The sequence below is a fragment of the Kitasatospora sp. NPDC023385 genome (genome assembly GCF_055664045.1).
The window spans coordinates 225,871-248,972 of the sequence record NZ_JBVOOL010000013.1; the positions used below are offsets into that span (position 1 = coordinate 225,871).

General features: G+C 71.7%; 19 protein-coding genes, 1 rRNA gene and 2 riboswitches. Of the genes, 5 read left to right on the forward strand and 15 right to left on the reverse strand.

The annotated features are described in order from the left end of the window. Positions 1 to 156 precede the first annotated feature (156 nt). On the forward strand, positions 157 to 699 hold the full coding sequence (locus AC0B61_RS21910; RefSeq protein WP_471742390.1) for an HAD domain-containing protein: 543 nt from the start codon (positions 157 to 159) through the stop codon (positions 697 to 699). Here the strand turns inward: AC0B61_RS21910 and AC0B61_RS21915 are convergent. Continuing rightward, a complete protein-coding gene (locus AC0B61_RS21915; protein WP_471742391.1) occupies positions 677 to 1,465 on the reverse strand; it encodes a CPBP family intramembrane glutamic endopeptidase in 789 nt (262 codons plus the stop codon). The genes AC0B61_RS21910 and AC0B61_RS21915 overlap by 23 nt on opposite strands. 76 nt (positions 1,466 to 1,541) lie before the next feature. After that, entirely contained in the window at positions 1,542 to 3,047 is a 1,506-nt protein-coding gene (locus AC0B61_RS21920; RefSeq protein WP_471742392.1) for a glutamate-cysteine ligase family protein, read from the reverse strand. A gap of 386 nt (positions 3,048 to 3,433) precedes the next feature. Here AC0B61_RS21920 and AC0B61_RS21925 point away from each other — a divergent pair, with 386 nt between their 5' ends. Next, complete coding sequence (locus tag AC0B61_RS21925; protein ID WP_471742393.1) at positions 3,434 to 4,006, forward strand: hypothetical protein; 573 nt, start codon at positions 3,434 to 3,436, stop codon at positions 4,004 to 4,006. A gap of 417 nt (positions 4,007 to 4,423) precedes the next feature. Beyond that, positions 4,424 to 4,615, forward strand: a complete 192-nt coding sequence (locus tag AC0B61_RS21930) for a DUF5999 family protein (RefSeq protein ID WP_030243692.1) — start codon at positions 4,424 to 4,426, stop codon at positions 4,613 to 4,615. A gap of 122 nt (positions 4,616 to 4,737) precedes the next feature. Here AC0B61_RS21930 and gcvP read toward each other — a convergent pair whose 3' ends face one another. Then, positions 4,738 to 7,638, reverse strand: coding sequence for an aminomethyl-transferring glycine dehydrogenase (gene gcvP, locus AC0B61_RS21935; RefSeq protein ID WP_471742394.1), 2,901 nt, complete (start codon positions 7,636 to 7,638; stop codon positions 4,738 to 4,740). A 104-nt stretch (positions 7,639 to 7,742) separates the two neighbouring features. Continuing rightward, a riboswitch (glycine riboswitch) is annotated at positions 7,743 to 7,875 on the reverse strand. A 1-nt stretch (position 7,876) separates the two neighbouring features. Further along, positions 7,877 to 7,980, reverse strand: a riboswitch (glycine riboswitch). A 223-nt stretch (positions 7,981 to 8,203) separates the two neighbouring features. Between gcvP and AC0B61_RS21940 the strand changes: the two genes are divergently transcribed. Next, the gene (locus AC0B61_RS21940; protein ID WP_471742395.1) at positions 8,204 to 9,280 is read left to right on the forward strand and encodes a PRC and DUF2382 domain-containing protein; all 1,077 of its coding nucleotides are present in this window, start codon (positions 8,204 to 8,206) and stop codon (positions 9,278 to 9,280) included. 175 nt (positions 9,281 to 9,455) lie between these two features. Further along, positions 9,456 to 10,952, forward strand: a complete 1,497-nt coding sequence (locus AC0B61_RS21945) for an MFS transporter (protein ID WP_471742396.1) — start codon at positions 9,456 to 9,458, stop codon at positions 10,950 to 10,952. Between the two features lie 174 nt (positions 10,953 to 11,126). Here AC0B61_RS21945 and AC0B61_RS21950 read toward each other — a convergent pair whose 3' ends face one another. From AC0B61_RS21950 to rrf, 12 genes are all read right to left on the reverse strand, one after another. Further along, positions 11,127 to 12,557, reverse strand: a complete 1,431-nt coding sequence (locus AC0B61_RS21950; protein WP_471742397.1) for a DNA polymerase IV — start codon at positions 12,555 to 12,557, stop codon at positions 11,127 to 11,129. Between the two features lie 96 nt (positions 12,558 to 12,653). Further along, entirely contained in the window at positions 12,654 to 13,376 is a 723-nt protein-coding gene (locus AC0B61_RS21955; RefSeq protein ID WP_471742398.1) for a SanA/YdcF family protein, read from the reverse strand. Positions 13,377 to 13,470: 94 nt separating this feature from the next. Beyond that, positions 13,471 to 14,118, reverse strand: coding sequence for a MerR family transcriptional regulator (locus AC0B61_RS21960; protein ID WP_471742399.1), 648 nt, complete (start codon positions 14,116 to 14,118; stop codon positions 13,471 to 13,473). Positions 14,119 to 14,352: 234 nt separating this feature from the next. Further along, positions 14,353 to 14,829 carry a bifunctional nuclease family protein gene (locus tag AC0B61_RS21965; RefSeq protein WP_030303568.1) on the reverse strand — a complete coding sequence of 159 codons (477 nt, stop codon included), beginning with the start codon at positions 14,827 to 14,829 and terminating at the stop codon, positions 14,353 to 14,355. Between the two features lie 97 nt (positions 14,830 to 14,926). After that, on the reverse strand, positions 14,927 to 15,622 hold the full coding sequence (gene ftsR, locus AC0B61_RS21970) for a transcriptional regulator FtsR (RefSeq protein ID WP_471742415.1): 696 nt from the start codon (positions 15,620 to 15,622) through the stop codon (positions 14,927 to 14,929). A gap of 179 nt (positions 15,623 to 15,801) precedes the next feature. Then, positions 15,802 to 16,683, reverse strand: a complete 882-nt coding sequence (locus tag AC0B61_RS21975; RefSeq protein WP_471742400.1) for an FHA domain-containing protein — start codon at positions 16,681 to 16,683, stop codon at positions 15,802 to 15,804. A 226-nt stretch (positions 16,684 to 16,909) separates the two neighbouring features. After that, the gene (locus AC0B61_RS21980; RefSeq protein WP_471742416.1) at positions 16,910 to 17,734 is read right to left on the reverse strand and encodes a DUF881 domain-containing protein; all 825 of its coding nucleotides are present in this window, start codon (positions 17,732 to 17,734) and stop codon (positions 16,910 to 16,912) included. Positions 17,735 to 18,068: 334 nt separating this feature from the next. Next, positions 18,069 to 18,401, reverse strand: a complete 333-nt coding sequence (locus AC0B61_RS21985) for a small basic family protein (protein WP_471742401.1) — start codon at positions 18,399 to 18,401, stop codon at positions 18,069 to 18,071. Next, on the reverse strand, positions 18,398 to 19,492 hold the full coding sequence (locus tag AC0B61_RS21990) for a DUF881 domain-containing protein (protein ID WP_471742402.1): 1,095 nt from the start codon (positions 19,490 to 19,492) through the stop codon (positions 18,398 to 18,400). The genes AC0B61_RS21985 and AC0B61_RS21990 overlap by 4 nt, the downstream gene beginning before the upstream one ends. A 179-nt stretch (positions 19,493 to 19,671) precedes the next feature. Beyond that, positions 19,672 to 22,167, reverse strand: a complete 2,496-nt coding sequence (locus AC0B61_RS21995) for a sugar phosphate nucleotidyltransferase (protein WP_471742403.1) — start codon at positions 22,165 to 22,167, stop codon at positions 19,672 to 19,674. A 124-nt stretch (positions 22,168 to 22,291) separates the two neighbouring features. Next, the gene (locus AC0B61_RS22000) at positions 22,292 to 22,912 is read right to left on the reverse strand and encodes a CDP-alcohol phosphatidyltransferase family protein (protein ID WP_471742404.1); all 621 of its coding nucleotides are present in this window, start codon (positions 22,910 to 22,912) and stop codon (positions 22,292 to 22,294) included. Positions 22,913 to 23,010: 98 nt separating this feature from the next. Beyond that, positions 23,011 to 23,102, reverse strand: a 5S ribosomal RNA gene (rrf, locus tag AC0B61_RS22005); the annotation flags it as partial.

The following is a 23,102-nucleotide window of genomic DNA, read 5'->3' on the forward strand; positions in this document are numbered from 1 at the left end:
GGCGGAGCACCGCCGACGCACCGGGGCCCGCCACCGAGCCGGCGCCCGCGCCGTGAGCCCCCTGTGCGCCCCGCGTGCGCCCGCCGGAGCGCAACCAGCGGTACGGGTGGTTCGTCCGAAGAGACAGCACACACCACCGCCTTTGGGGGGCCACCGGTGCCGAAGCCACTGCTGTTCCTGGACGTCGACGGGGTCCTGAACCCGGTCTGTCCCCATCCGGACGCCGGGTTCGACACCCACACGCTGTTCGGCTACTCCGTCCTGCTGTCCGCCCGGCACGGCGGGTGGCTGCGCGAGCTCGCCGCGACGTACGACCTGGTCTGGGCCACCACCTGGGAGGAGCACGCCAACACCCACATCGCCCCGGCGATCGGCCTGGACCCGCTCCCGGTGGTCCGCTTCACCGGCTACGTCCCGCAGCCGGGCGATCCCCGCGTCCCGCTGATGGAGCTGTTCTCCTCCGCCAAGTGGGCCCCGCTGCTGCGCTACGCCGGGGGGCGCCCGTTCGCCTGGGTGGACGACGTCATCCCCGGCCGGCTGGTCCGCAGGTCGCTCTGGCGCCGCGACCGCCTCCTGCTGCCGATCGATCCCGGCCAGGGCCTGGAGCGCCGGCACGTCGACCGGCTGCTCGCCCACCCGCCGCGCGGCCTGGCGCTGCCGTCCGGGAGGTCCGCGCTCAGGGGGTCGGCAGCCAGCTGACGTGCCCGGCGAGCAGCGCGTACCCGACGAAGGCCACCGTGTCGATCAGCGCGTGTGCCACCACCAGCGGCATCACCCGCCCCCACCGCCGGTACAGCAGGCAGAACGCCGCCCCCATCACCATGTTGCCGACCAGCCCGCCGACCCCCTGGTACAGGTGGTACGAACCGCGCAGCACCGAGCTGGCCGCCACCGTCGCCGGCCAGGACCACCCCCACTGCCCCACCCGGCGCAGCAGGTAGCCGAGGACGACGACCTCCTCCAGGACGGCGTTCTGCCAGGCCGACAGCACCAGTACCGGCACCCGCCACCAGACGTCCGGCAGCCCGGACGGCGCCACCGTCAGGTTGTACCCGGCCGCCTGCGAGGCCAGGTAGAGCAGCAGCCCCGAGCCGCCGATCGCGGCGGCGACGGCGGCGCCCCGGCCGAGGTCCCGCAGCTTCTGCCCGAGGTCGAAGCCCAGCACCCGCAGCGCGACGCCCTCACGCACCAGCAGGTAGCCGACCAGCACCACCGGCATCAGGCCGCGCCCGATGTAGTACAGCTGCCACACCAGGTCCAGCCAGGGCCGCCCGGGCGCCCGCGAGCCGTTCAGCGTGGCGACCTGCCGGCCGAGCGCGAGCGGTTCGGTGAGTGAGCCCGCGAAGCTGATCAGTGCGCTGATCCCGCTGGCGCCGAGCGAGAGGCCGAGGAGGATCAGCAGTTCCGCGCCGAGTCGGCGGCGGGTGGGCTGGGCGGTCTCCGGCACGGTCGGAACGGTGGTCACGGGGGCTCCAGCGGACGGGCGGTCGCTCCGGCCGTCGGCCGACCGCCGGGGCGATCATCCTGACACAGCGGCCCGGCTAGCCGACCGGCCAGGTGTGCACCGGCTCTCCGGTGCGCATGTGCTCGGCGTAGCGGCGGGTCATCGCCGCGAGCGCGGCCGGCCGGTCCATCCCGTACTGCTCGCGCAGCCGGTGGAACGTCGCGCTCTGCCAGGCCGCGCCGTTGGTGCGGCGCAGGCAGCGCTGCTCGATGATGCCGAGGTAGCGGTCCCGGTCGGCGGGCTCCACGCCCCACTCGTCGAGGCCCTGGTAGGCCAGCGGCAGCAGTTCGCCCAGCACCAGGTCGACGGCGGAGACCGTCTGCAGCCCGCCGCCCCGACCGGGCCGGCCGGGGCGCGGCCACTGGAGGACGGCGTCGATGCCGTACCGGGCGCCCTGCCGGAAGTTCTCGTCGGCGCGCTCGAACGGCAGCCTCGTCCAGACCGGGCGGGGCTGTTCGGCGAGCACCCGCACCAGCCCGTAGTAGAAGGCGGCGTTGGCCAGCGTGTCGGCCACGGTCGGCCCGGCCGGCAGGGCCCGGTTCTCCACCCGCAGGTGCGCGACGCCGCCGGAGACGTCGTAGATCGGCCGGTTCCAGCGGTAGATGGTGCCGTTGTGCAGCCGCATCTCGGCGAGTTTGGGCGCGCCGCCGGAGGACAGCACCTTCAGCGGGTCCTCGTCGTCGCAGATCGGGAGCAGCGCCGGGAAGTACCGCAGGTTCTCCTCGAACAGGTCGTACACCGAGTCCACCCAGCGCTCGCCGAACCAGGTGATCGGGCGTACGCCCTGGGCCTTGAGCTCCGCCGAACGGGTGTCGCAGGCCTGTTGGAAGAGCACCGGGCGGGTCTCCCGCCACAGCTCCCGGCCGAACAGGAAGGGGGAGTTCGCGCCGAGTGCGAGCTGCGGCCCGCAGAGCGCCTGGGCGGCGTTCCACACCGAGGAGAAGCGTGCCGGGGTCACCTGGAGGTGCAGTTGCAGCGAGGTGGCGGCGGCCTCGGCGACCATGGTGACGGACTCCAGCTGGAGGTGCTCGACGCCCTCGATGTCCAGCGCGATCTCCTCCCCCCGGGCGGCCAGGATCTGGTCGCTGAGCAGGGTGTACCGCTGGTTGTGGCTCATCGCGTCCAGCCCGGTGTGAGCGTGCTCAAGGGTCGGCAGGATGCCGACCATGACGATCCGTGCCCCGGCCTCGGCGGCCCGCCGGTCGGCGTAGCGCAGCCCGGTGTCGATCTCCTCGCGCAGTTCCTCGAAGACGTGCCCGCAGAGGCGGTGCGGTGTGACGTTCACCTCGATGTTGAACTTGCCCAGTTCGGTCTGGAAGTCGCTGGAGCCGATCGAGCTCAGCACCTGGGCGTTGTTCATGGCCGGGAGTCCCTGTTCGTCGGCCAGGTTGAGCTCGATCTCCAGTCCCATCACCGCCCGCGGCCGGTCGAAGCGGTCCTCCCGCAGCATCCGTGCCAGGACGTCGAGACAGGCCTGCAGCTTGCGCCGGTACAGCTGCCGGTCCGCCAGATCCGCCCGAGTCGCCACGACCTTCTCGCCCACGGTCCCCTCCTCCTGACTGAGCCACCCCGTTGAGCCACCCGGCCGACCGACCGTGCCAGCATCATGCCCACCTCGAAGATCGATACCCGATTGCTCGGAATGGCTTGCAATGCAAGGCAACTGACGGTGGATCAGCACAACTGCAGACTTGCCTGGCGCCACCGCCTGTGATAAACAGGTCACCCTGCGCGTCCGTTCGATGGAATTCGCACAGCGCTCCGGCCGTCCGCTCCCGCCTCGAATCCCCTCGTCGACGGCGGAGCCCGCGCCGGCACCGCGATCCTGCACAACCGGACACGGCCAGGCCCCCGTCACCGAGGACGCGCCGCGCCACGCCGGTATGCCGCACTCGCACGCCGATCTCGCTTGGAGAGGCGGACCCCGCCATGACCCTGCAGACCCCCCAGCCCCCACCGAGTGCCCTGCGCGCCGTCCTGGGCGCACTCGATTCGGAGACCGCGCTGCGCCAGCCCGCCGCCGCAGCGCTGCGTCATCCCGCCGGCCGACTGCTCCCCGCGCATCCGCTCGCGGTGCACGTCCTGGACGGCCCCCGCCCCGACCTCTCCGCCGCTCACCGCACCGGCTGGCGCTTCCTGATCAAGGACGGTGCCGACGTCGCCGCCGCCGCCGAGGTGGTGCAGGGCGTCGAGGGCCACGCCTTCTCCCACTTCACCGCCGGTCCCTACCTCGACTCGACGGTCCGGGCGCTGCGCGAGGCCCGGCAGCTCGCCCAGGGCACCCGGGTCCGCCGGCAGCCCCGCCTGCTGACCTTCCCCGGCCAGTACGCGACGGCGCTCTGGCTGCACAGTCCCGACACCGGGCCGGCCGCCGACCTGCTGATCCCGCTCGCCCCGGCCCCGCTCGGCGTCACCGCGCACCGTGCCTACCCGGCCGCCGAGTTGCTGCCGCTGCTCGCCCGGGCCCCGCTCGTCAGGCCGATGCTGCTCGGCTCCTCCTGAGCCGCCCGCAGTCGTACGGGCCGCCGGGCCTCCCGCCCGGCGGCCCTTCGCCGCGCCCGCATCCTCGGCACCGATCCGCTGCACCCGAACGGAGACCACCCGGACGGGTCATCCACCATGGCCGGATCGGGCCATGCGCGGACTGACCCACCGGTGCGGGTTTTCTCCCCTGCCCCACCTGAACGGGTGATCTCTGCCCCGGAGTTGTGGCGCATGTCACCAAACCCCTGCGCGCAGCTCCGCAGATGCCGACACTGGGAACCAGCGTGGAAGGACCACCTGTCCTACCCACTTGAGCGCCGGTCAACACCCGGTCGGCGTGCGGACAGGATCCGACTACCGCGGCGGTTCCCGGGCAGCCCGACCTCCGGCGACCGCACCACGGGGAGGATCGCAGAGCGAAGCGAGGGTACGCGTATGTGCCAGCACCGTCCTGAGTGCCCGTCGGCCGAGTCCGAGGACCGCGAGGCGGCCGTGTCGGTGGCCTGCCACCCGGAGCAGGGCTGGAGCCTGCTCTGCAACGGCGTGGTGATGTTCGAGGACACCGGCGAACTGCTGCCCGACGGCCGGGTGATCGCCCCGCGCCGCCCCGTCGCCCACGCGGCCTGACCGACCGGTCCGGCCGTACGGCGGGGGCAGCCGCCGCACCGACGCACGACGGGCGGGGCCCCGGCGGATCGATCCGCCGGGGCCCCGCCGTGCGTCCGGGCCGCGTTGTGGCCCGGGTTCGGTCAGACGCCGTACTCGTCCATCGGCGGGCAGGAGCAGACCAGGTTGCGGTCGCCGTACGCGCCGTCGATCCGGCTCACCGGCGGCCAGTACTTGTCCGCCGGGTTCACGCCCGCCGGGAAGACCGCCTCCTGCCGCGAGTAGCCGCGCGCCCAGTCGCCGGCCAGCTCGGCGGCGGTGTGCGGGGCGTTGCGCAGCGGGTTGTCGTCGGCCGCCCACTCGCCCGAGCCGACCTTGTCGACCTCGGCCCGGATCGCGATCATCGCGTCGCAGAACCGGTCGATCTCGTGCAGGTCCTCGGACTCGGTCGGCTCGATCATCAGCGTGCCGGCCACCGGGAAGGACATCGTCGGCGCGTGGAAGCCGTAGTCGATCAGGCGCTTGGCGATGTCGTCCACCGTCACGCCCGTCTCCTTGGTCAGCGGACGCAGGTCGATGATGCACTCGTGGGCGACCAGCCCGCCCGGGCCCGTGTAGAGCACCGGGAAGTGCGGCGCCAGGCGCTTGGCGATGTAGTTGGCGTTCAGCACCGCGACCTGGGTCGCGCGCTTGAGGCCCTCGCCGCCCATCAGCCGCACGTACGCCCAGGAGATCGGCAGGATCGCCGCCGAGCCCCAGGGCGCGGCCGAGATCGGACCGACGCCGGTGGCCGGGCCGGCCTCCGGCTGCAGCGGGTGGTTCGGCAGGTACGGCGCCAGGTGGGCGCGCACCGCGACCGGGCCGACGCCCGGGCCGCCGCCGCCGTGCGGAATGCAGAAGGTCTTGTGCAGGTTCAGGTGCGAGACGTCCGCGCCGAACTTGCCCGGCTTGGCGAGGCCGACCAGCGCGTTCAGGTTGGCACCGTCCACGTACACCTGGCCGCCGGCCTCGTGCACCAGCGCGCAGATCTCGGTGATCTGGGTCTCGTACACGCCGTGGGTCGACGGGTAGGTGACCATCAGCACCGACAGGTTGTCGCGGTGCTGCTCGATCTTGGCCTTCAGGTCCTCGACGTCCACGTCGCCGTCGACCAGGGTCTTCACCACGACCACGCGCATGCCGGCCATCACCGCGGAGGCGGCGTTGGTGCCGTGCGCGGAGGACGGGATCAGGCAGACGTCACGCTGGGTGTCGCCGTTGCCGTGGTGGTAGGCGCGGACGGCCAGCAGGCCGGCCAGCTCGCCCTGCGAGCCCGCGTTCGGCTGGATCGAGACGGCGTCGTAGCCGGTCACCTCGACCAGCTGCTGCTCCAGCTGGCGGATCAGCGTCAGGTAGCCCTGGGCCTGCTCGATCGGCGCGAAGGGGTGCAGCTGGCCGAACTCCGGCCAGGTCACGGCCTCCATCTCGGTGGTCGCGTTGAGCTTCATGGTGCAGGAGCCCAGCGGGATCATGCCGCGGTCCAGCGCGTAGTCCCGGTCCGACAGGCGGCGCAGGTAGCGCAGCATGGCGGTCTCCGAGCGGTGGCTGTGGAAGACGGGGTGGGTCAGGTACTCGTCCTCGCGCAGCAGCGCGGCGGGCAGCGCCTCGGCGTCCTCGGCCGCCTCGACCGCCGGCACGCCGAAGGCGGCCCAGACGCCGGCCAGGTGCTCGCGGGTGGTGGTCTCGTCGGTGGAGACGGAGATCCGGTCCTCGCCGTCCTGGTACACGTTGATGCCGTTGGCGCGGGCGGCGGCGGCGATCTCGGCGGCGCGGCCCGGAACGACGGCGGTGACGGTGTCGAAGAACTCGCCGTGCAGCAGCTCGACGCCGCCGGCCCGCAGGCCCTCGGCGAGGGCGGCGGCGTAGCGGTGGGTGCGGCGCGCGATGTCGGCCAGGCCGTCCGGGCCGTGGTACACGGCGTACATCGAGGCCATCACGGCGAGCAGCACCTGGGCGGTGCAGATGTTGCTGGTGGCCTTCTCGCGGCGGATGTGCTGCTCACGGGTCTGCAGCGCCAGGCGGTAGGCGCGGTTGCCGTCGGCGTCGACGGAGACGCCGACCAGGCGGCCGGGCAGCGAGCGGGCGTACTCGGCGCGCACCGAGAGGTAGCCGGCGTGCGGGCCACCGAAGCCCATCGGCACGCCGAAGCGCTGCGAGGTGCCGCAGGCGATGTCGGCGCCCAGCGAGCCCGGGGACTTGAGAAGGGTCAGCGCCAGCAGGTCGGCGGCGACGGCGACGATCGCGCCCAGGCCGTGCGCCTGCTCGATCACCGGGGCGAGGTCGCGGACCACGCCGGTGGCGCCCGGGTACTGCAGCAGCACGCCGAAGACGCCGCGCTCGGCGATCTCGGCCGGGATGCCCGCGGAGAGGTCGGCGACGACGACCTCGACACCGGTCGGCACGGCACGGGTGTTGATCACCGCGATGGTCTGCGGCAGGGTCTCGGCGTCGACCAGGAAGACGCCGCCCTTGACCTTGGTGACCCGGCGGGCCAGCGCCATCGCCTCGGCGGCCGCGGTGCTCTCGTCCAGCAGCGAGGAGCCGGAGGTCGGCAGGCCGGTCAGGTCGGAGACCAGGGTCTGGAAGTTGAGCAGCGCCTCCAGGCGGCCCTGCGAGATCTCCGGCTGGTACGGGGTGTAGGCGGTGTACCAGGCCGGGTTCTCCATGACGTTGCGCAGGATCACCGGCGGGGTGAAGGTGCCGTAGTAGCCCAGGCCGATCATCGGCTGGAGCACCTGGTTGCGGCCGGCCAGCTCGCGCAGCTCGGCGAGGACCTGGGCCTCGGTCCGCCCGGCGGGCAGGTCCAGGCCGGTGATGGAGCGGATTGCCTCGGGCACGGCGGTGACGGCGAGCTCGTCCAGCGAGCCGTAGCCGACGGACGCCAGCATCTTCTCCTGCGCGGGGGCGTCGGGGCCGATGTGGCGGTTCTCGAAGGGGCTGGCCAGCTCAAGCTCGGTGAGGGTCGAGGCGCTGGTGGGGCGTCCCGCGTTCGGCTGGGCGTTCATGGTGGTCGAGGCCTCCTGGTCACGGACCGGCGGGGGTGCGCACGCCGGCCGGCCTTCCCGCTGCGGACAGCGGATCAGGCCCTGGCGGACGAACCCGTCAGGCCTCCCCCTCTGTCATCGGGACCTGAGAGCTTCGCCCGCACGGTGCGCCGTGGGCGCTCCGTCGGCTTGCACCGTCGGTGAGGGTGGTGATCGCCGGCTCCCATGCCGACGGTCCTGCCCTGCTTTCCAGAGTGACCTACCCCACACGGTACGGATGCCTGAGAGATTCCGGGGAGGAGTTGCTCCTTCGGCGCTCCGACCAGCGCTTTTCGCGATCGGAGACTCTCCCGAGCGGGCTCTGCGGTCGCCGCCCAGGGTACCAGCGGGAGGCCTTCCGATCACGGGTGCGTCGCGTCACCTCCGGTCTACGCGCGTCCCCCGGACGGCGCAGCGTCCGGCCCGTCCGGCGCACTCCGGTCGCGCCCGTCCGATTCATGGCATTTGGTGTGAAGTGGCGGGACGGGACGGGTGCTCCGGCCGCCTTCCTGCGGGACTTCCGCGGCCCAGCGCACTGGAGGAAAGAGTGCAGACCGACATCGACCCCCGGGACCTCATCGGCCACAAGGCGGTCGACCGCAACGGAGACAAGATCGGCACGGTCGACGAGGTGTACCTGGACGATGCCACCGGCCGGCCCGAGTGGGCCGCCGTCCGGACCGGCATCTTCGGCCGGGACGCCTTCGTCCCGCTCACCACGAGCGAGTTCGCCGGCGACGAGCTCCGGGTGCCGTACGACAAGTCGCTGGTCAAGGAGTCGCCGGACTTCGGCGTCGGCCAGCACCTGTCCCCCGCCCAGGAGCTCCAGCTCTACCGCTACTACGGCCTCGACACCTCGGTGGACGGCCACCAGGCCGGCGCGGACGGCGGACGGGCCGCCCAGCCCGATCTCGACTTCGGCACGGCGGCGGCCGCCCCGGCCGCCGCCGCCACTGCCGCGGCCACTGCCAAGCCGCCCACCTTCCGCTCCCCCGATCCCGAGCCGACCACCAAGATCGCCCCCGTCAACCACAGCACCAGCACCGCCACGGAGGCCATTGTGCGGACCCTCAGCACCCCTGCACCCACCGCCACGGCCCCCGCGCCCGCGCCCGCCGTGGAGCCGAGGTTCCATCAGGCCCCGGCGGTGATCAGCCCGGCCGCCGCCACGGGCGCGGCCTCGTCCGCCCCCGCCGACCCGGTCGAGATCACCTGCCGCGAGGAGCGGCTGGACATCACCACCGAGTGGCACAACGTGGGCACCGCGAAGCTGCGCAAGTACGTGACGACCGAGCAGATCGAGCGCCGCGTCCCGGTGGTCCGCGAGAGGGTCCGGGTCGAGCGGGTGCCGGTCAGCGAGGCCGAACGCACCGCCCTCACCGAGAAGGAGATCGCCGAGGCCGTCGAGGAGGTCACCCTCCGTGAGGAGCGCCCGGCGGTCCGCAAGTACCTCACGCCCATCGAGCGCGTCCGCCTCGTCGTCGAGCGGTACACCGACGAGGAGGTGATCCGGGACGAACTGCGCCGCGAGCACGTCGAGGTGCACGACACCACCACGCCCCCGGCCTCCACCACCCCGGCACCGGCCTCGTCCCACGCGGACGCCCTGCGCCCCCTGGTCTGACTCTCCCACCCCAGGACCCCGGCCACCGCGGCCGGGGTCCTTCGGCGTGCCCGAACCCGCCGCCGGCGCCGCCCTTTCCCCCTTTGCCAAACCTTAACCACTCGATATTTGACACTCTGAAGTATTTCCCGCATGGTTACTTCAGTTCATTCACTATGTACGGGAGGAAGCAACCGTGAGTGAGGCACCCCAGCCCACCACCGCGGCCGAGAAGCAGAGCAGCGCCCGGGTCCTGCCGGCCCTCATCCTGGCGATGCTGTCGTTCAGCGTGGTGCAGACCGCGGTCGTCCCGATCCTGCCCTCGCTGGCCAAGGAACTGGACGTCACCGGGTCCAACATCACCTGGCTGATGACCGCCAACCTGCTGTCCGCCGCCGTGCTGACTCCCCTCCTGGGCCGCTTCGGCGACCTCCGGGGCCGTAAGCCGATGCTGCTCATCTCGCTGGCGGGCCTGGTCGCCGGTTCGGCACTGGCCGTCAGCACCCACTCCTTCACCTGGCTGGTCGTCGCCCGCGTCCTGCAGGGCGCCGGCGGTGGCGTCATGCCGCTGGCGATCAGCATCGTCCGCGACGAGCTGCCCAAGCGGAAGGTGACCGGCGGCGTCGCCGCCATCAGCGCCTCGATGGGCGTCGGCTCCGGCCTCGGCCTGGTCGCCACCGGCCTCCTGCTGGAGCACTGGAACTACAAGTCGATCTTCTGGATGGGCCTGGTCTTCGGCCTGATCGCGATCGCCCTGGTCGCCTTCCGCGTCCCGTCCGACCCGGTCACCGACAAGGAGGGTGGCGCGGACCCGCTCGGTGCGATCACCCTGGCCGGCTGGCTCTCGGCCCTGCTGGTCGCCGTCAGCCAGGGCAACCACTGGGGCTGGACCTCGACCAGGACCCTCGGTCTGTTCGCCGTCGCCGCCGTCGTGGCCCTGATCTGGGGGGTCATCGAGACCAAGGTCGCGCACCCCCTGGTGGACATGAAGATGATGTCCCGCCCCGCCGTGGCCTTCACCAACACCGCCGGCCTGCTCATCGGCTTCGGCATGTACGGCTCCTTCATGGTCATCAGCAACTTCGCCCAGACCCCGGAGAAGCTGACCCACTACGGCTTCACGGCCACCGTCCTGCACGCCGGTGTCATGCTGCTGCCGTCCGCGATCGGCTCGATGGTCGCCGCCCCGCTGGGCGCGCTGCTGATCGCCCGCCGCGGCCCGCGCCTGCCGCTGGTCCTCGGTGGTGTCCTCGGCGCCGTCTCGATGGCCTACCTGGCCCTGCGGCACAGCCGCGAGGGCGACATCTACACCGCCTCGGCGATCTTCGGCCTCGGTGTCGGCCTCGCCTTCGCCGCGATGCCGGCCTACATCAACGGCGCCGTCCCGGTCGAGCAGAGCGGCATCGCCAACGGCATGAACTCCGTGCTGCGCACCGTCGGTGGGGCGATCGGCACCGCCGTCATGGCCGCCATCCTGACCGGCGACACCATGAAGCTGCCGCCGCAGATCCCGCTCTCGCTGCCCACCCTGGACGCCTACAAGCACGCGTTCTGGACCGCGGCCGTGGTCTGCGTGATCGCCGGTGTCGTCCCGTTCCTGATCCGCGCCACCAAGACCGACGCCCTCTCCACGGTCGTCGACGGCTCGGCCCCGCAGGACTCCAGCGACAAGCTGGTCAAGACCGACGCCTGACGAGGCGTCCGGCCCCCGCGCCCAGGGACAGGGCGCGGGGGCCCGGGCCTCCGTACGCCGTGAGGGCATCACGACCGTACGGGGACCGGCACGGTGATGCGGCTCCACCCGGTATCCCCCACCGGGTGGGGCCGTTTTCGTTTCTCAGCCCCCTCGCGCGCACCCCCTCGCACCTCAGCCCCCCTGGCCCGACCCGCCGCCGTCCGCGCCGGAGCCGTCGTCCGCAGCGGGAGCCTCGCCCTCCTCCCGGCGCAGCGGCAGTGGCCGGGAGGGTTCGAGTGCCGGGTCGTCCACCGCGAAGGTCCGCACCCGCCCCGGCCCGCTCCACGGCGTCTCGAACCGTACGGTGACCCTCCCGACGCCGCTGCCCTGAACCCAGCCCGGCCCGAACTCGGCATGCCGGACGTCCTGCCCGGGCAGCCAGCGCCGCACCACGACGGCCTCCGGCTCCTCCTCGCCCTCCTCGGCCTCGGCGCCCGCCACGAGGTGCTCCGCGGCCTCCTCCCGCAGGGCCTGCGCGAACAGGTCCTCCTGCGTGTAGTCGGCGAGTTGGGCGACACCGACGCCGAGCAGCCGGACGCCGCCGGTGATGTCGACCTGCTCGGCCAGCCGGCGTGCGGTCGTGGTGATCACCGCCTCGTCGTCGGTGGGCCCGCCGAGCGTTTCCGAGCGGGTCAGCGTCGAGAAGTCGAAGCGCCGGACCTTGAGCACCACCGTCCGCCCCGAGCGCCCGGCCGCCCGCAGCCGCCGCACGCACCGGGCGGCCAGCGCGTCCACCTCGCGCAGCACCCGCTCGCGGTCGGCCAGGTCCACCTCGTAGGTGTCCTCCACCGAGACGGACTTGGCGTCCTGGTCGGCCACCACGGGCCGCTCATCGAGCCCTATCGACATCTGGTGGATCCCGGCGCCGTGCGCCCGCCCGAGCAGCTGGACCAGTTCCGCCTCCCCGGCGTCGGCGAGGTCGGCCACGGTGGTCAGCCCGGCCCGCCGCAGCACCTGCTCGGTGGCCGGCCCGATCCCGGGCAGCGCCCGTACCGGCATCGGCCCCAGCACGGCCCGCTCCTGCCCGGGCTCGATCAGCACCAGGCCGTCCGGCTTGGCCTTCTCGGAGGCGACCTTGGCCATCAGCTTGGATCCGGCCGCGCCGACCGAGCCGGTCAGCCCGGTCAGCCGCTGGATGTCCGCACGCAGGTCCTCCGCCAGCGCGAGCACCAGCCGCTCGCCGGTCTCGTGGTCCGCCTCCGCCAGCACCGGACCGTACGGCCCGGCCTCCAGATCCACGAAGGCCTCGTCCAGGCTCAGCGGCTGCACCAGCGGCGACAGCTCGCGCAGCAGGGCCATCACGATCTCGCTGACCTGCCGGTAGGCCTCGAACCGGCCCGCCAGGAAGGCCGCGTTGGGGCAGAGCCGACGCGCCTGCGCCATCGGCAGCGCCGAGTGCACCCCGAACTTCCGTGCCTCGTACGAGGCCGTGGAGACGACGCCGCGCCCGCCGAGCCCGCCGACGATCACCGGTTTGCCGCGCAGGCTCGGCTTGGCCGCCTGCTCCACCGCCGCGAAGAAGGCGTCCATGTCGAGGTGGATGATGCTCGGCAGTGATCGCACCCGCCGATCATCGCGTACGGGTCCGACAGTGCGTCCGAACCCCGGCCGACGCTGCCCGCCATCGCCCCGGCCGACGCGGCAGCCGGGCGCCGTCGGCTACTTCTTCGCCGTCTCCGCCAGCGCCTTCGGAATGCCGTCCTCCTTGGGCCCGAGGAACAACGGGTCCGGCCGCAGCCAGGCGTTGACCGCCGCCTTGCCCGCCCCCGCGACCTCCCGCAGCCCGCCGTACAGCCAGGTCTCGTCGTGCAGCTCCGGCACCCCGACCGCGTCCGACCGGATGCCCGCCGCCTCGCACAGCGCCAGCGCCCGCCGAACGTGGAAGTCCTGGCTGACCAGCACCGCCCGGTCCACTCCGAAGATCCGGTGCGCCCGGGTGCAGGAGTCCCAGGTGTCGAAGCCCGCGTAGTCGCGGACCACCCGGTCCGCCGGCACCCCGTGCCCGGTCAGGTACGTGAACATCGCGTCGGGTTCGTCGTACTCGACCCGCCCGTTGTCGCCGGTCACCAGGATCGCCTGGACCTTGCCCTCCCGGTACAGGTCCACCGCCGCGACCAGCCGGTGCTCCAGGTACGGCGAGGGCTTGCCCTGGTCCAACCCGGCGCCGAAGACCACCGCGACCGGGGCGGACGGCGCGCTCTCCACCGTGCCCACCCGGTCCCCCGCCGTGAGCCACACCCAGGCGCTGGGCGCCAGCGCCAGCGAGCAGAGCACCGTGCCCACCTGGAACACCCTTCGCTGGGTCCTCCGCTGCCGCAGTCGCGTCCGCAGCAGCCCGGCCCTGCGCCGCAGCAGCCCCGATATCCCGGTGCCGGCCCCCATGTGCCCCTCCCTCGCTCGTTTCACCAGCCAACACGACGAGGCCGCGGGTCCGAACGGTTCCCCGTCCGGGCCCGCGGCCCCGTCGAACGAGTCGTCAGACCGCCCGGTTGCGCCGCTGCGCCAACTCGTCGGCCGGGTCGTGCCCGACCAGGGTCTCACCGGTGTCGGTGCGCTCGGCGTGCAGCCGCCCGACGACGAGCTCCAGCTCCCGCCAGACCGCTCCCACCGCGATGCCGAAGACGCCCTGACCGCCCTTCAGCAGGTCCACCACCTGCTGCGGCGTGGCGCATTCGTACACCGTCGCGCCGTCGCACATCAGCGTCATCCCGGCCAGGTCCGCCTGCTCCGCGGCCTGCAGATGGGCGACTGCCACCCGGATGTTCTGCAGCGAGACACCCGCGTCGAGCAGCCGTTTCACGATCTTGAGCAGCAGGATGTCGCGGAAGCTGTAGAGCCGCTGGCTGGTCGCCGGGTACGCCGTCCGGACGCTGGGCTCCAGCAGTCCGGTGCGGGCCCAGTAGTCCAACTGGCGGTAGGTGATGCCGGCCGCCGCGCAGGCCGTCGGGCCGCGGAAGCCGACCAGTTCGGAGGTCGGGGCCAGCCGCTCGATGGCCGGCTGACCCGGCTGCACGGCCGGGAACCTGCCCACGACCCGGGGGAGGTCCGCGACGGTGCGAGCGGTGCGCGGCACGTGCACGGCGCACAGGCCTCCCACGGCCGCGTCATCGCCGGTGCTGCTCATGCCTGCCTCCGTCCACTCGTGCTGCGGGCAACCCGACTGCGGGCATCGGCCACCCGGACAGCCACTCCTGACGGTAGGCAGTCCCCTATGACCCGTCAACGATCGCCACGCCGGGTCAGGCAATCCACATCACTCAGGAGAGTGGTTTTTCGTGCCCCTAGTGTGGGTAGATGGACGAATTTTGGCAAAACGACGGCCCGAGCTGCCCCACAATCAGTCCGCGCTGCTTCCGCGCTACTGGGGACCGCTGCCGCCGAAGTCCTCGGGCGAGACCTGGTCGAGGAACTCCCGGAACTTCTCGACCTCGTCCTCCTGCTCGTCCGGGATCGCGATGCCCGCCTCGGCGAGCACCTCCTCGCTCCCGTAGATCGGCGTGCCGGTCCGCAGCGCCAGCGCTATCGCATCGGACGGTCGGGCACTCACCTCGACCCCGCCGGCGAACACCAGCTCGGCGTAGAAGACGCCCTCGCGCAGATCCGTGATCCGTACCTCGGTGAGCTGCTGGCCGAGCGCCTCCAGGACGTCCTTGAACAGGTCGTGCGTCAGCGGGCGCACCGGCGTCATGCCCTGCTGGGCGAAGGCGATCGCGGTCGCCTCGCCGGGGCCGATCCAGATCGGCAGGTAGCGATCTCCCCCGACCTCCCGCAGCAGCACGATCGGCTGGTTGGAAGGCATCTCCACTCGGACACCCACGACGTCGAGCTCATTCACACACGCAACCCTATGGCTCCGGTCCCGGATATGAAAGCGCAGAGCCGACGCCGCTGGTCAGCGCGGTGCACCGGCCGCCCGAAGGCCGCCGCGACCGCTAGCCGCGGCTCCGCAGCCCGGCCTGGACCATGGCCGCGTGCAGCCGCACCGACAGCGTCGCGAGCTCCCGCGCGGTGGCCTCGGCATGGGCCCTGGTCTGCGGGTTCCGGTGCCGGCGCAGCGGCGCCACCACCTGATCCACCAGTGCGATCTCGCGGTCGGCCGCCGCCTTCATGGCTCTCAGGTGCCGCGGTTCCAGTCCGTACCGACCGAGCTCCGCGACCAGCCGGGCCACCTGCAGCGCCTCACCGTCGTATCCGCCGTCCGGGCCCGGGGCCACCAGGCCGTACGACTCCCACTCGGCCAGTTCCCGCTCGCCGGCCTCGGCGGCGGCCAGCAGTTCGGCGCGCCCCAACCGGACGCCGGACGGGACCTCGGCGGAGGCCACCAGTTCCCGGTCCGCCTCCTCCATCGGCCCCGGCCGGGTGTCGGCCGCGGAGGGCAGCGCGGGCGGGGCCTCGCCGCGCTCGATGGCGTCCAGGTGCTCGCGGATCACCCGCAGCGGAAGGTAGTGGTCCCGCTGCATCCGCAGGACGTAGGCCAGCCGATCGACGTCGGCCGGGCTGAACTTGCGGTACCCCGACGGCGTGCGCTGCGGCTCGACCAGTCCTTCCGCCTCCAGGAAGCGGATCTTGGAGATGGTGACCTCGGGGAAGTCGTCGCGCAGGAAGACCAGCACCGCGCCGATGCTCAACAGTTCGTCACCGCCGCGCCGCCGCCCGGCGGGCCGGTCCGGCCGGACCGGCTGCCGGGGCCCCGCGACCACCCCGCGCCCGCCGCGCTCCGTCTGCGGACCGGACAGGGGTGGGGTGGCCGCCCCGAGAGAAGAGGAAGGGGTATTCGTATTCACTCGGGCTCCTACCGACGTTGGTTTCAGTACCCCCGGTTGTGGCCGGCGAAGAACACCAACCGGTACTTCCCGATCTGGACCTCGTCGCCGTTGTTGAGCGTCACCTCGTCGATCCGCTCCCGGTTCACGTAGGTGCCGTTCAGGCTGCCCACGTCCGCAACGCTGAAGCCGACCGGCGTGCGGCGGAACTCCACGTGGCGGCGCGAGACCGTGACGTCGTCCAGGAAGATGTCCCCCTGCGGGTGACGCCCCGCCGTGGTGACGTCCGAGTCCAGCAGGAAGCGGCTGCCGGAGTTCGGGCCGCGCTGGACGATCAGCAGGGCCGAGCCCGGCGGCAGCGCGTCGATCGCGGACAGCACCTCGGCCGACAGGGCCGGCGTGGTGCCGGTACCGGTCGTGGTGTTGGGGTCGTACGACTCCAGACCGGAGATGGAGATGGTCGACGTGGTCTCCGCCGCCCCCTCGGGGAGCAGGCCACCGCGCAGCGCCGCCCCGCAGTTGGAGCAGAACCGGGCCGAGGCCGGGTTCTGGTTGCCGCACCTGGGGCACGGAGTGGGGCCAGCCATGTTCACAGCCTCCTGGCGCGGCACACCCGACGGGTTGTGCCCGGCGTACGGGTCCGGGGCAAACCCTCCACCAGAGGTTGAGGGTCCTGCCGGGAAACCTATGCGCGGGTCTCCGGAGGGGTCAACCGACGCGCCGTAGCCCGCCGGATTCCCCGCGTACTGGGCGGCGCCGCCGTCCCGGAACAACTGCTGTCCGGCGTACGGCGCGGCCTCGGGGGCAGGTCGCATGCCCGGCACGGCCGGCTCGTCCTCCGGCCGGCGGTGCCGCGCGGTGGGCGCCTCGACGGCGGCCGCGTCACGGCTCTTGTTGCGACCGAACAACTTCGAGAAGAAACTCACGGGCGAATCCCCTTGCGTGTGACAGACCCGCCCGCGGGGCAGGGTGAGAACCTCGGACAGGCCGCGAGCCCGGTTGCGGCTCGGGCCCGCTGGAGTGGTACTCCGACGGTTGGTGCGGCGGTTGTTGCTGCGGAGCGTACTGGCGCGAACCAGTCTCGCCCACGTGACGGCGGCGCCCCGCACCGGGTGCCGCCGGCCCGTGGCGGGCCGTTCGTCGGACGCCTCGTCACTTCGAAGCCGGCTTGGCGTACTGCGGCGTCTTCAGGTCCACGAGGGCGTCGACGACCACCTTCTGCTGCTGGGTGATCGTCGCCCGCGCCTGGTGGCTCTCCAGCGTGCGGACGACGCCCCCCGGGATGTTCAGCGCGGGTGTCAGGTCCTGCGGGTTCCCCACGACGGTGAACCGATAGGGCTGCGAGACCTTCTTCCCGTCGATCTGCACCCCACCGCCCGACTGGTCGGTGAAGTAGGTGTTGACCACCACGCGCACGTCGTTGATCTGAATCGCCTCCGCCCCCGCCGCTCGAAGTTCCTGCAGGGTGTCCAGCAGCATATCTGCCTTCACCTGCCCTTGGGGGTCATCGACCGTGAGGACGATGCCCGGACCAGTGGCTTTGACGGTACCGGCGAGCACACCGAGTTCCGTCACCTTCTTCCTGGTCTGTTCCTGGGCCTCCTTGGCCTGGTTGGAACTGTTCTCCAACTTCGCCAGGGACTGCTCCAGCTCCGCCTTCTCCTGCTGGAGACGCTGCTGCCGGCTGTCCAGTTCGTCGAGGATCCGAACCAGGTCCTCCTGGCGGGCCCCGCGCAGCTGACTGTGGTGGTCGTTGGTCGACCGCACCTGGATCGCCAGTCCCAGACCGAGCGAGCAGAGCAGCAGCGCCACCACCAGCTGACCGCGCGACAGCCGCGGCGGCCACAGGGCCGCCTTCAGGCGCCGCCGACCGGTGTTCCGGTCCGCGACGGCCGGCTGCTCGGCGGCGGCCTCCGCAGCGGGCTCAGGCTCCGGAGAAGGCTCGGGTTCGGCCTCCGGCTCGGGCTTCGACTCCACGACCGGGGCGGGCCTCGGCGCGACCGGCTTCGCGAGCCGAAGCGTCGGCTCCGGCGTCGGTTCGGCCTCAAGCTCAGCCTTAGCGTCAGACCTCGCGTCGACCGCGTCCCCGGCCGGCTCCTCGACAGCCCCACCAGCGTCCGGCTCGTGCGCCTCGTCCGCCTCGTGTGAGTCGTCCGCCTCGTCCGCCTCGACGGCCTTCCCGGTCGACTCCGCCGCGATCCGCTCGGCAGTCGCCCCCTCGACGGTCGGCTCCTCGACGGTCGGCTCCTCGACGGTCGGCTCGGCGACCGCGGCTTCCCGTGCCTCCTCCTCGGCCGCCCCGCGGCCGGGCTCAGGCACGGAAGACATGGCGCCGGATCGCTGCCGCATTGGAGAAGATGCGGATGCCGAGGACGACGACCACACCCGTGGACAGCTGCGAGCCGACGCCCAGCTGGTCGCCGAGGAAGACGATCAGTGCCGCGACCACCACGTTCGACAGGAACGAGACGATGAACACCTTGTCGTTGAAGATCCCGTCGAGCATCGCCCGGACTCCTCCGAACACCGCGTCCAGCGCGGCGACCACCGCGATCGGCAGGTAGGGCACGACGGCGTCCGGCACCTCGGGTTGGACGAAGAGGCCGACGGCCACTCCGATCACGAGACCCAGTACGGCAATCACGGTCTGGCTGCTCCTGTCCCTGTCGTGGACTTGGCGGATCCGGTGGACGGTCGCCGCTTGGGGGTCGGACCACCGCTGGTCGCGGATGGTGACGTGGTCGATGAGGCCGATGGTGAGACGGACGCACCCGGGCTCTCCGGGGTTCCGGGCCCGGCCGGTGACGTTCCGGTCGGGCCTGGGGTGCCCGGGGCCGTCGCGGTGGGAGAGGGCTCGGGCGTGACCGGCTGCGCGATCCGCAGCGTGACGCCCACCGCCGCCGGCAGTGTCAGGCTCTTCTGCGTGGAGAGCGTCGACTTGATGCCGTACCTCTCCTGGAGCAGCCGCAGGTACTGCCCGGCCATGTCGTTCTCGAAGGCCGCCAGGACCTTCGGCCCGTCCCCGATCGCCTGGATGGAGTACGGCGGCACCAGCGGCCGGTTGTCCACCAGGACCGCCTCCCCCGCGGCCCGGATCGCGGACAGCGCGGTCAGCCGCTGGCCGTTGATCGCCACGGCCTCGGCCCCGGAGCCCCAGAGGCCGTTCACCACCAGCTGCAGATCGTGGTCCCGGAGCCGGCCGCTGTTGGAGAAACCCTGTCCGGCCCGCGGGTCGACGTTGCCACCGAGGCCCGTCCCCGCGGCGTCCTCCAGGACCAGCTTCACGCCCGGCCCGGTGACCTCGCCCAGGCCCACCGTGCCGGTCAGACTGCCGGGGTCGCCGTCCCCGGCCGAGGCGAGCGCCTGCTGCTGGGTGCTGTCGACCTTGCGCCGCAGCTCCTGTACCTGCTTCTGCAGGTGGTCGGCCGAGGTGTTGCTGTCGTTGATCCGCTGGATCAACGCGTCCCGTTCCTTGGCGAGCGTCGGCTCGGCCTTGTGTGCGTTCACCGCGCCGACCGTCACCACCGCTCCCACGAGCGCCAATCCGGCGCCCAGGGTGAGGAGTCCCTGGAGCGTGCCGGGTATCCGGCTGTCGCGGGCACCGCCGCGGGCCGCGGCCGCCTCGGCGTAGCCCTCGTCCAGGCTGTGGTCCATCACGTTGGTCAGCAGGGACATCGAGGCGTCCGGGCGGTTGTACCGCCCGTTCGGGGCACTCGGTGTCGGCGTCGCTGGCATGCGGACCATCGTCCCATGACGGCGCAGGAGCCCGTGCACGGCCCCTGAGCTGCGCACACGCTGCACACACGACGGAAAGTGACGGACTGCTCCGAACAAGGTGAAAACGGACAACGGGGCGCACGGACCGAGCCGTGCGCCCCGCCGATCGGATTGGTTCCGTCCTCAGCTGCGGGCGATCAGCGCCCGGCGCCGTCGACCACCGCCGCCCACTCGTCCAGCAGCGCCTCGGTCGCCTCGTCGTCCGGGCCCTCCGCCCACAGGTGGGTGACCGCCTCGGCCGGGTCCGGCAGCACCAGCGTCCAGCGCCCGTCCGCTTCGACCACCCGGACGCCGTCGGTGGTGTCCAGGCGCCGGCTGCCCGCCGCCTCGACCACCGAGCGCATGACCATGCCCTTGGCCGCCCACGGCGTCGCGATGTCCCGGCGCCGGATGTGCGCCTGCGGGATCCGCGCGTCGATCTGGCTCAGCGTGAGCTGGGTCCGCGCGACCAGGCCGACCAGCCGGACGAAGGCCGCGGCCCCGTCCAGCACACCGCTGAACTCGGGCACCACGAAGCCGCCGCGCCCGTCCCCGCCGAACACCGTGTTCTCGGCGGACGCCGCCTTCGCGAGGTCGTCCGGCGTCGTCGTGGTCCAGATGACCTGGGTGCCGTGGTACGCGGCGACCTGCTCGGCGATCCGGGTCGTGGTCACCGGCAGCGCGACCTGACCGCTGCGCCGCTCGGCCGCGACCAGGTCCAGCAGCACCAGCAGCGCCCGGTCGTCGTCGATCACCCGACCCAGCTCGTCCACGAACGCGACGCGCTCGCCTACCGGGTCGAAGCGGACCCCGAAGGCCGCCCGTGACGAGGCCACCAGCTCACCGAGTCTGGCCAGCCCGGCCCGCCGCTCCTCCGCGTCCTCGGTCGGCCGCGACTCGTCCAGCCCGCTGGAGACGGTGAGCGCCTCCACCCCGAGCCGGCCGAGGATGCTCGGCAGAACGAGGCCCGCGCTGCCGTGCGCGGTGTCCACGACCACCTTCAGCCCGGCCTCCCGGACCCCGGTGGTGTCGACTGTCCGCAACAGGTTGCCCGCGTAGGAGTCGAAGACGCTCGACGGGAAGGTCAGGTCCCCGATCTCGCCGGGGAAGGCCCGCCGGTACTCCTGGCGCGCGTAGACGCGGTCGAGCTTGCGCTGCCCGGCCTGGGACAGGTCCGCCCCGCGCTCGTCGAAGAAGAGGATGTCCAGCGAGTCCGGCACCCCCGGCGTGGTCCGCAGGAAGATCCCGCCCGCGCTCCCCCGCGCCGTGTGCTGCCGGGCCACCGGCATCGGCACGTTCTCCAGGTCCCGGACGTCGATCGCGGAGGTCTGCAGCCCCGAGATCATCGCCCGTTTGAGCGCACGCGCACCACGCGAGTGGTCACGCGCGATGGTGACGGTGGCCCCCTTCTTCAGGGTCGTCGCATAGGCGCCCGCCAGCCGGACGGCGAGCTCCGGGGTGATCTCGACGTTCAGGATCCCCGAGACCCCGCGGAGGCCGAACAGGTGCTCCTGGCCGCGCGACTCCCAGATCACCGAGGTGTTGACGACGGCGCCGGCCTCGATGGTCTTGAACGGGTAGACCCGGACGTTCGCCCCGATGATCGACTCCTCGCCGACCAGGCACTCGTCCCCGATCACCGCGCCGTCCTCGATCCGCGCGGCGCGCATCACGTCGGTGTTCTTGCCGACCACGCAGCCGCGCAGATTGCTCTGCGGCCCGATGTAGACGTTGTCGTGCACCACAGCCCTGTGCAGGAACGCACCGCGCTTGACGACCACGTTGCTGCCCAGCACGGTGTGCTCGCGGATCTCGACGCCGGCCTCGACCTTGGCGTAGTCACCGATGTAGAGCGGCCCTCGGAGGACCGCCTCCGGGTCCACCTCGGCGCCCTCGGCGACCCAGACGCCGGGCGAGATCTCGAACCCGTCCAGCTCGACGTCGACCTTGCCCTCCAGGACGTCCGCCTGGGCCTTGCCGTAGCTCTCGTGCGTGCCCACGTCCTCCCAGTAGCCCTCGGCGACGTAGCCGTAGACCCGCTTGCCCTCCTTCAACAGCTGGGGGAAGACGTCACTCGACCAGTCGACGGACTCACCTGCCGCGACGTAGTCGAAGACCTCGGGCTCCATCACGTAGATACCGGTGTTCACCGTGTCGGAGAAGACCTGCCCCCAGGTCGGCTTCTCCAGGAAGCGTTCGACCCGTCCCTCGTCGTCCGTGATCGTGATACCGAACTCCAGTGGATTCGGCACCCTGGTGAGACAGACGGTGACCAGAGCCTCCTTGCTGCGGTGAAAGTCGATCAATTCAGAGAGATTGAAGTCGGTCAGCGCGTCACCGGAGATCACCAGAAAGGAGTCGTCCTTGAGCGCGTCCTCGGCGTTCTTGACACTCCCCGCAGTGCCCAGTGGTGTCTCCTCGTGGGCATAGGTCAGATGCATGCCCAGCTCTTCGCCGTCACCGAAGTAGTTCTTGACCAGTGACGCCAGGAACTGAACCGTGACGACGGTGTCAGAGAGACCGTGCCGCTTCAGCAGCCGAAGCACGTGCTCCATGATCGGCCTGTTGGCGACCGGTAGCAGCGGCTTCGGCATGCTGGAGGTCATCGGGCGGAGTCGAGTGCCCTCGCCCCCTGCCATTACAACGGCTTTCATTACGGGTGCGTCCTCCTTCGCGGTGGTGGACCAGCAGGTCCATCAAACCGTTCCAGAGGGTTGTCTACCCGGAAGAGATCGTCCGACGCACCGATGGGGCGTGGGGCTTCTCTCAGATCGTGTCTCAGACTGTGGACGCCGGGCCCCTCGAGCTGCCCTTGACGATCTGCCGCGCCTGGACCGCGTAAAGAATGGCGGCCCACCAGTACAGGGTGGCGCCCCACCAGATGAAGGCCCAGCTCACCACCTCGGCCGGCCGCGCGATCCAGCTGTCCACGCTGCCGAGCAGCAGAAGCGGAAACGCGTACATCAGGTTGAAGGTCGCCGCCTTCCCCAGGAAACTCACCTGCAACGGCCCGTAACCGTGCTTGTTCAAAATGGGCAGCAGCGCGGCGATAAACAGCTCGCGGGCCAGCAGAATCGCCGTCAGCCACCAGGGCAGGATCTCACGCCAGGTCAATCCGACCAGGGTGGACAGCACATAGAGCCGGTCGGCCAGCGGATCCAGCAGCTGCCCCACCCGACTGATCTGCCCCCACCGCCTGGCGAGCTTTCCGTCCAGGTAGTCACTGACACCGCTGAGCGCCAGGATCAGCAGCGCCCAACCGTCATTGTTGGGCCCGCCGAAGACCGGCCACAGAATGAGCCAGAGAAAAAGCGGAACGCCGACCAGCCGGCCCATGCTGAGCAGGTTGGGGATGGTGAGGACGCGATCGGTCTGGACCCGCGTCTCCTGGACCTCCACCCGGGGGCCTCCTGTCCCGTGCAACGACAATGCATGTTGACCCTACAACAGAGAAGCCCCCGTCCGGTTCACCCGGCGGGGGCTTCTCTCGAAGAATTGTTCGGCGGCGTCCTACTCTCCCACAGGGTCCCCCCTGCAGTACCATCGGCGCTTTGAGGCTTAGCTTCCGGGTTCGGAATGTAACCGGGCG

Excerpts from the sequence above, each read along its gene's own strand:
- AC0B61_RS21925 (WP_471742393.1), top strand. The coding sequence starts at position 3,434 with ATGACCCTGCAGACCCCCCAGCCCCCACCGAGTGCCCTGCGCGCCGTC.
- AC0B61_RS21930 (WP_030243692.1), top strand. The coding sequence starts at position 4,424 with ATGTGCCAGCACCGTCCTGAGTGCCCGTCGGCCGAGTCCGAGGACCGC.
- gcvP (WP_471742394.1), bottom strand. The coding sequence starts at position 7,638 with ATGAACGCCCAGCCGAACGCGGGACGCCCCACCAGCGCCTCGACCCTC.
- AC0B61_RS21955 (WP_471742398.1), bottom strand. The coding sequence starts at position 13,376 with ATGGGGGCCGGCACCGGGATATCGGGGCTGCTGCGGCGCAGGGCCGGG.
- AC0B61_RS21960 (WP_471742399.1), bottom strand. The coding sequence starts at position 14,118 with ATGAGCAGCACCGGCGATGACGCGGCCGTGGGAGGCCTGTGCGCCGTG.
- AC0B61_RS21990 (WP_471742402.1), bottom strand. The coding sequence starts at position 19,492 with ATGCCAGCGACGCCGACACCGAGTGCCCCGAACGGGCGGTACAACCGC.
- AC0B61_RS21995 (WP_471742403.1), bottom strand. The coding sequence starts at position 22,167 with ATGAAAGCCGTTGTAATGGCAGGGGGCGAGGGCACTCGACTCCGCCCG.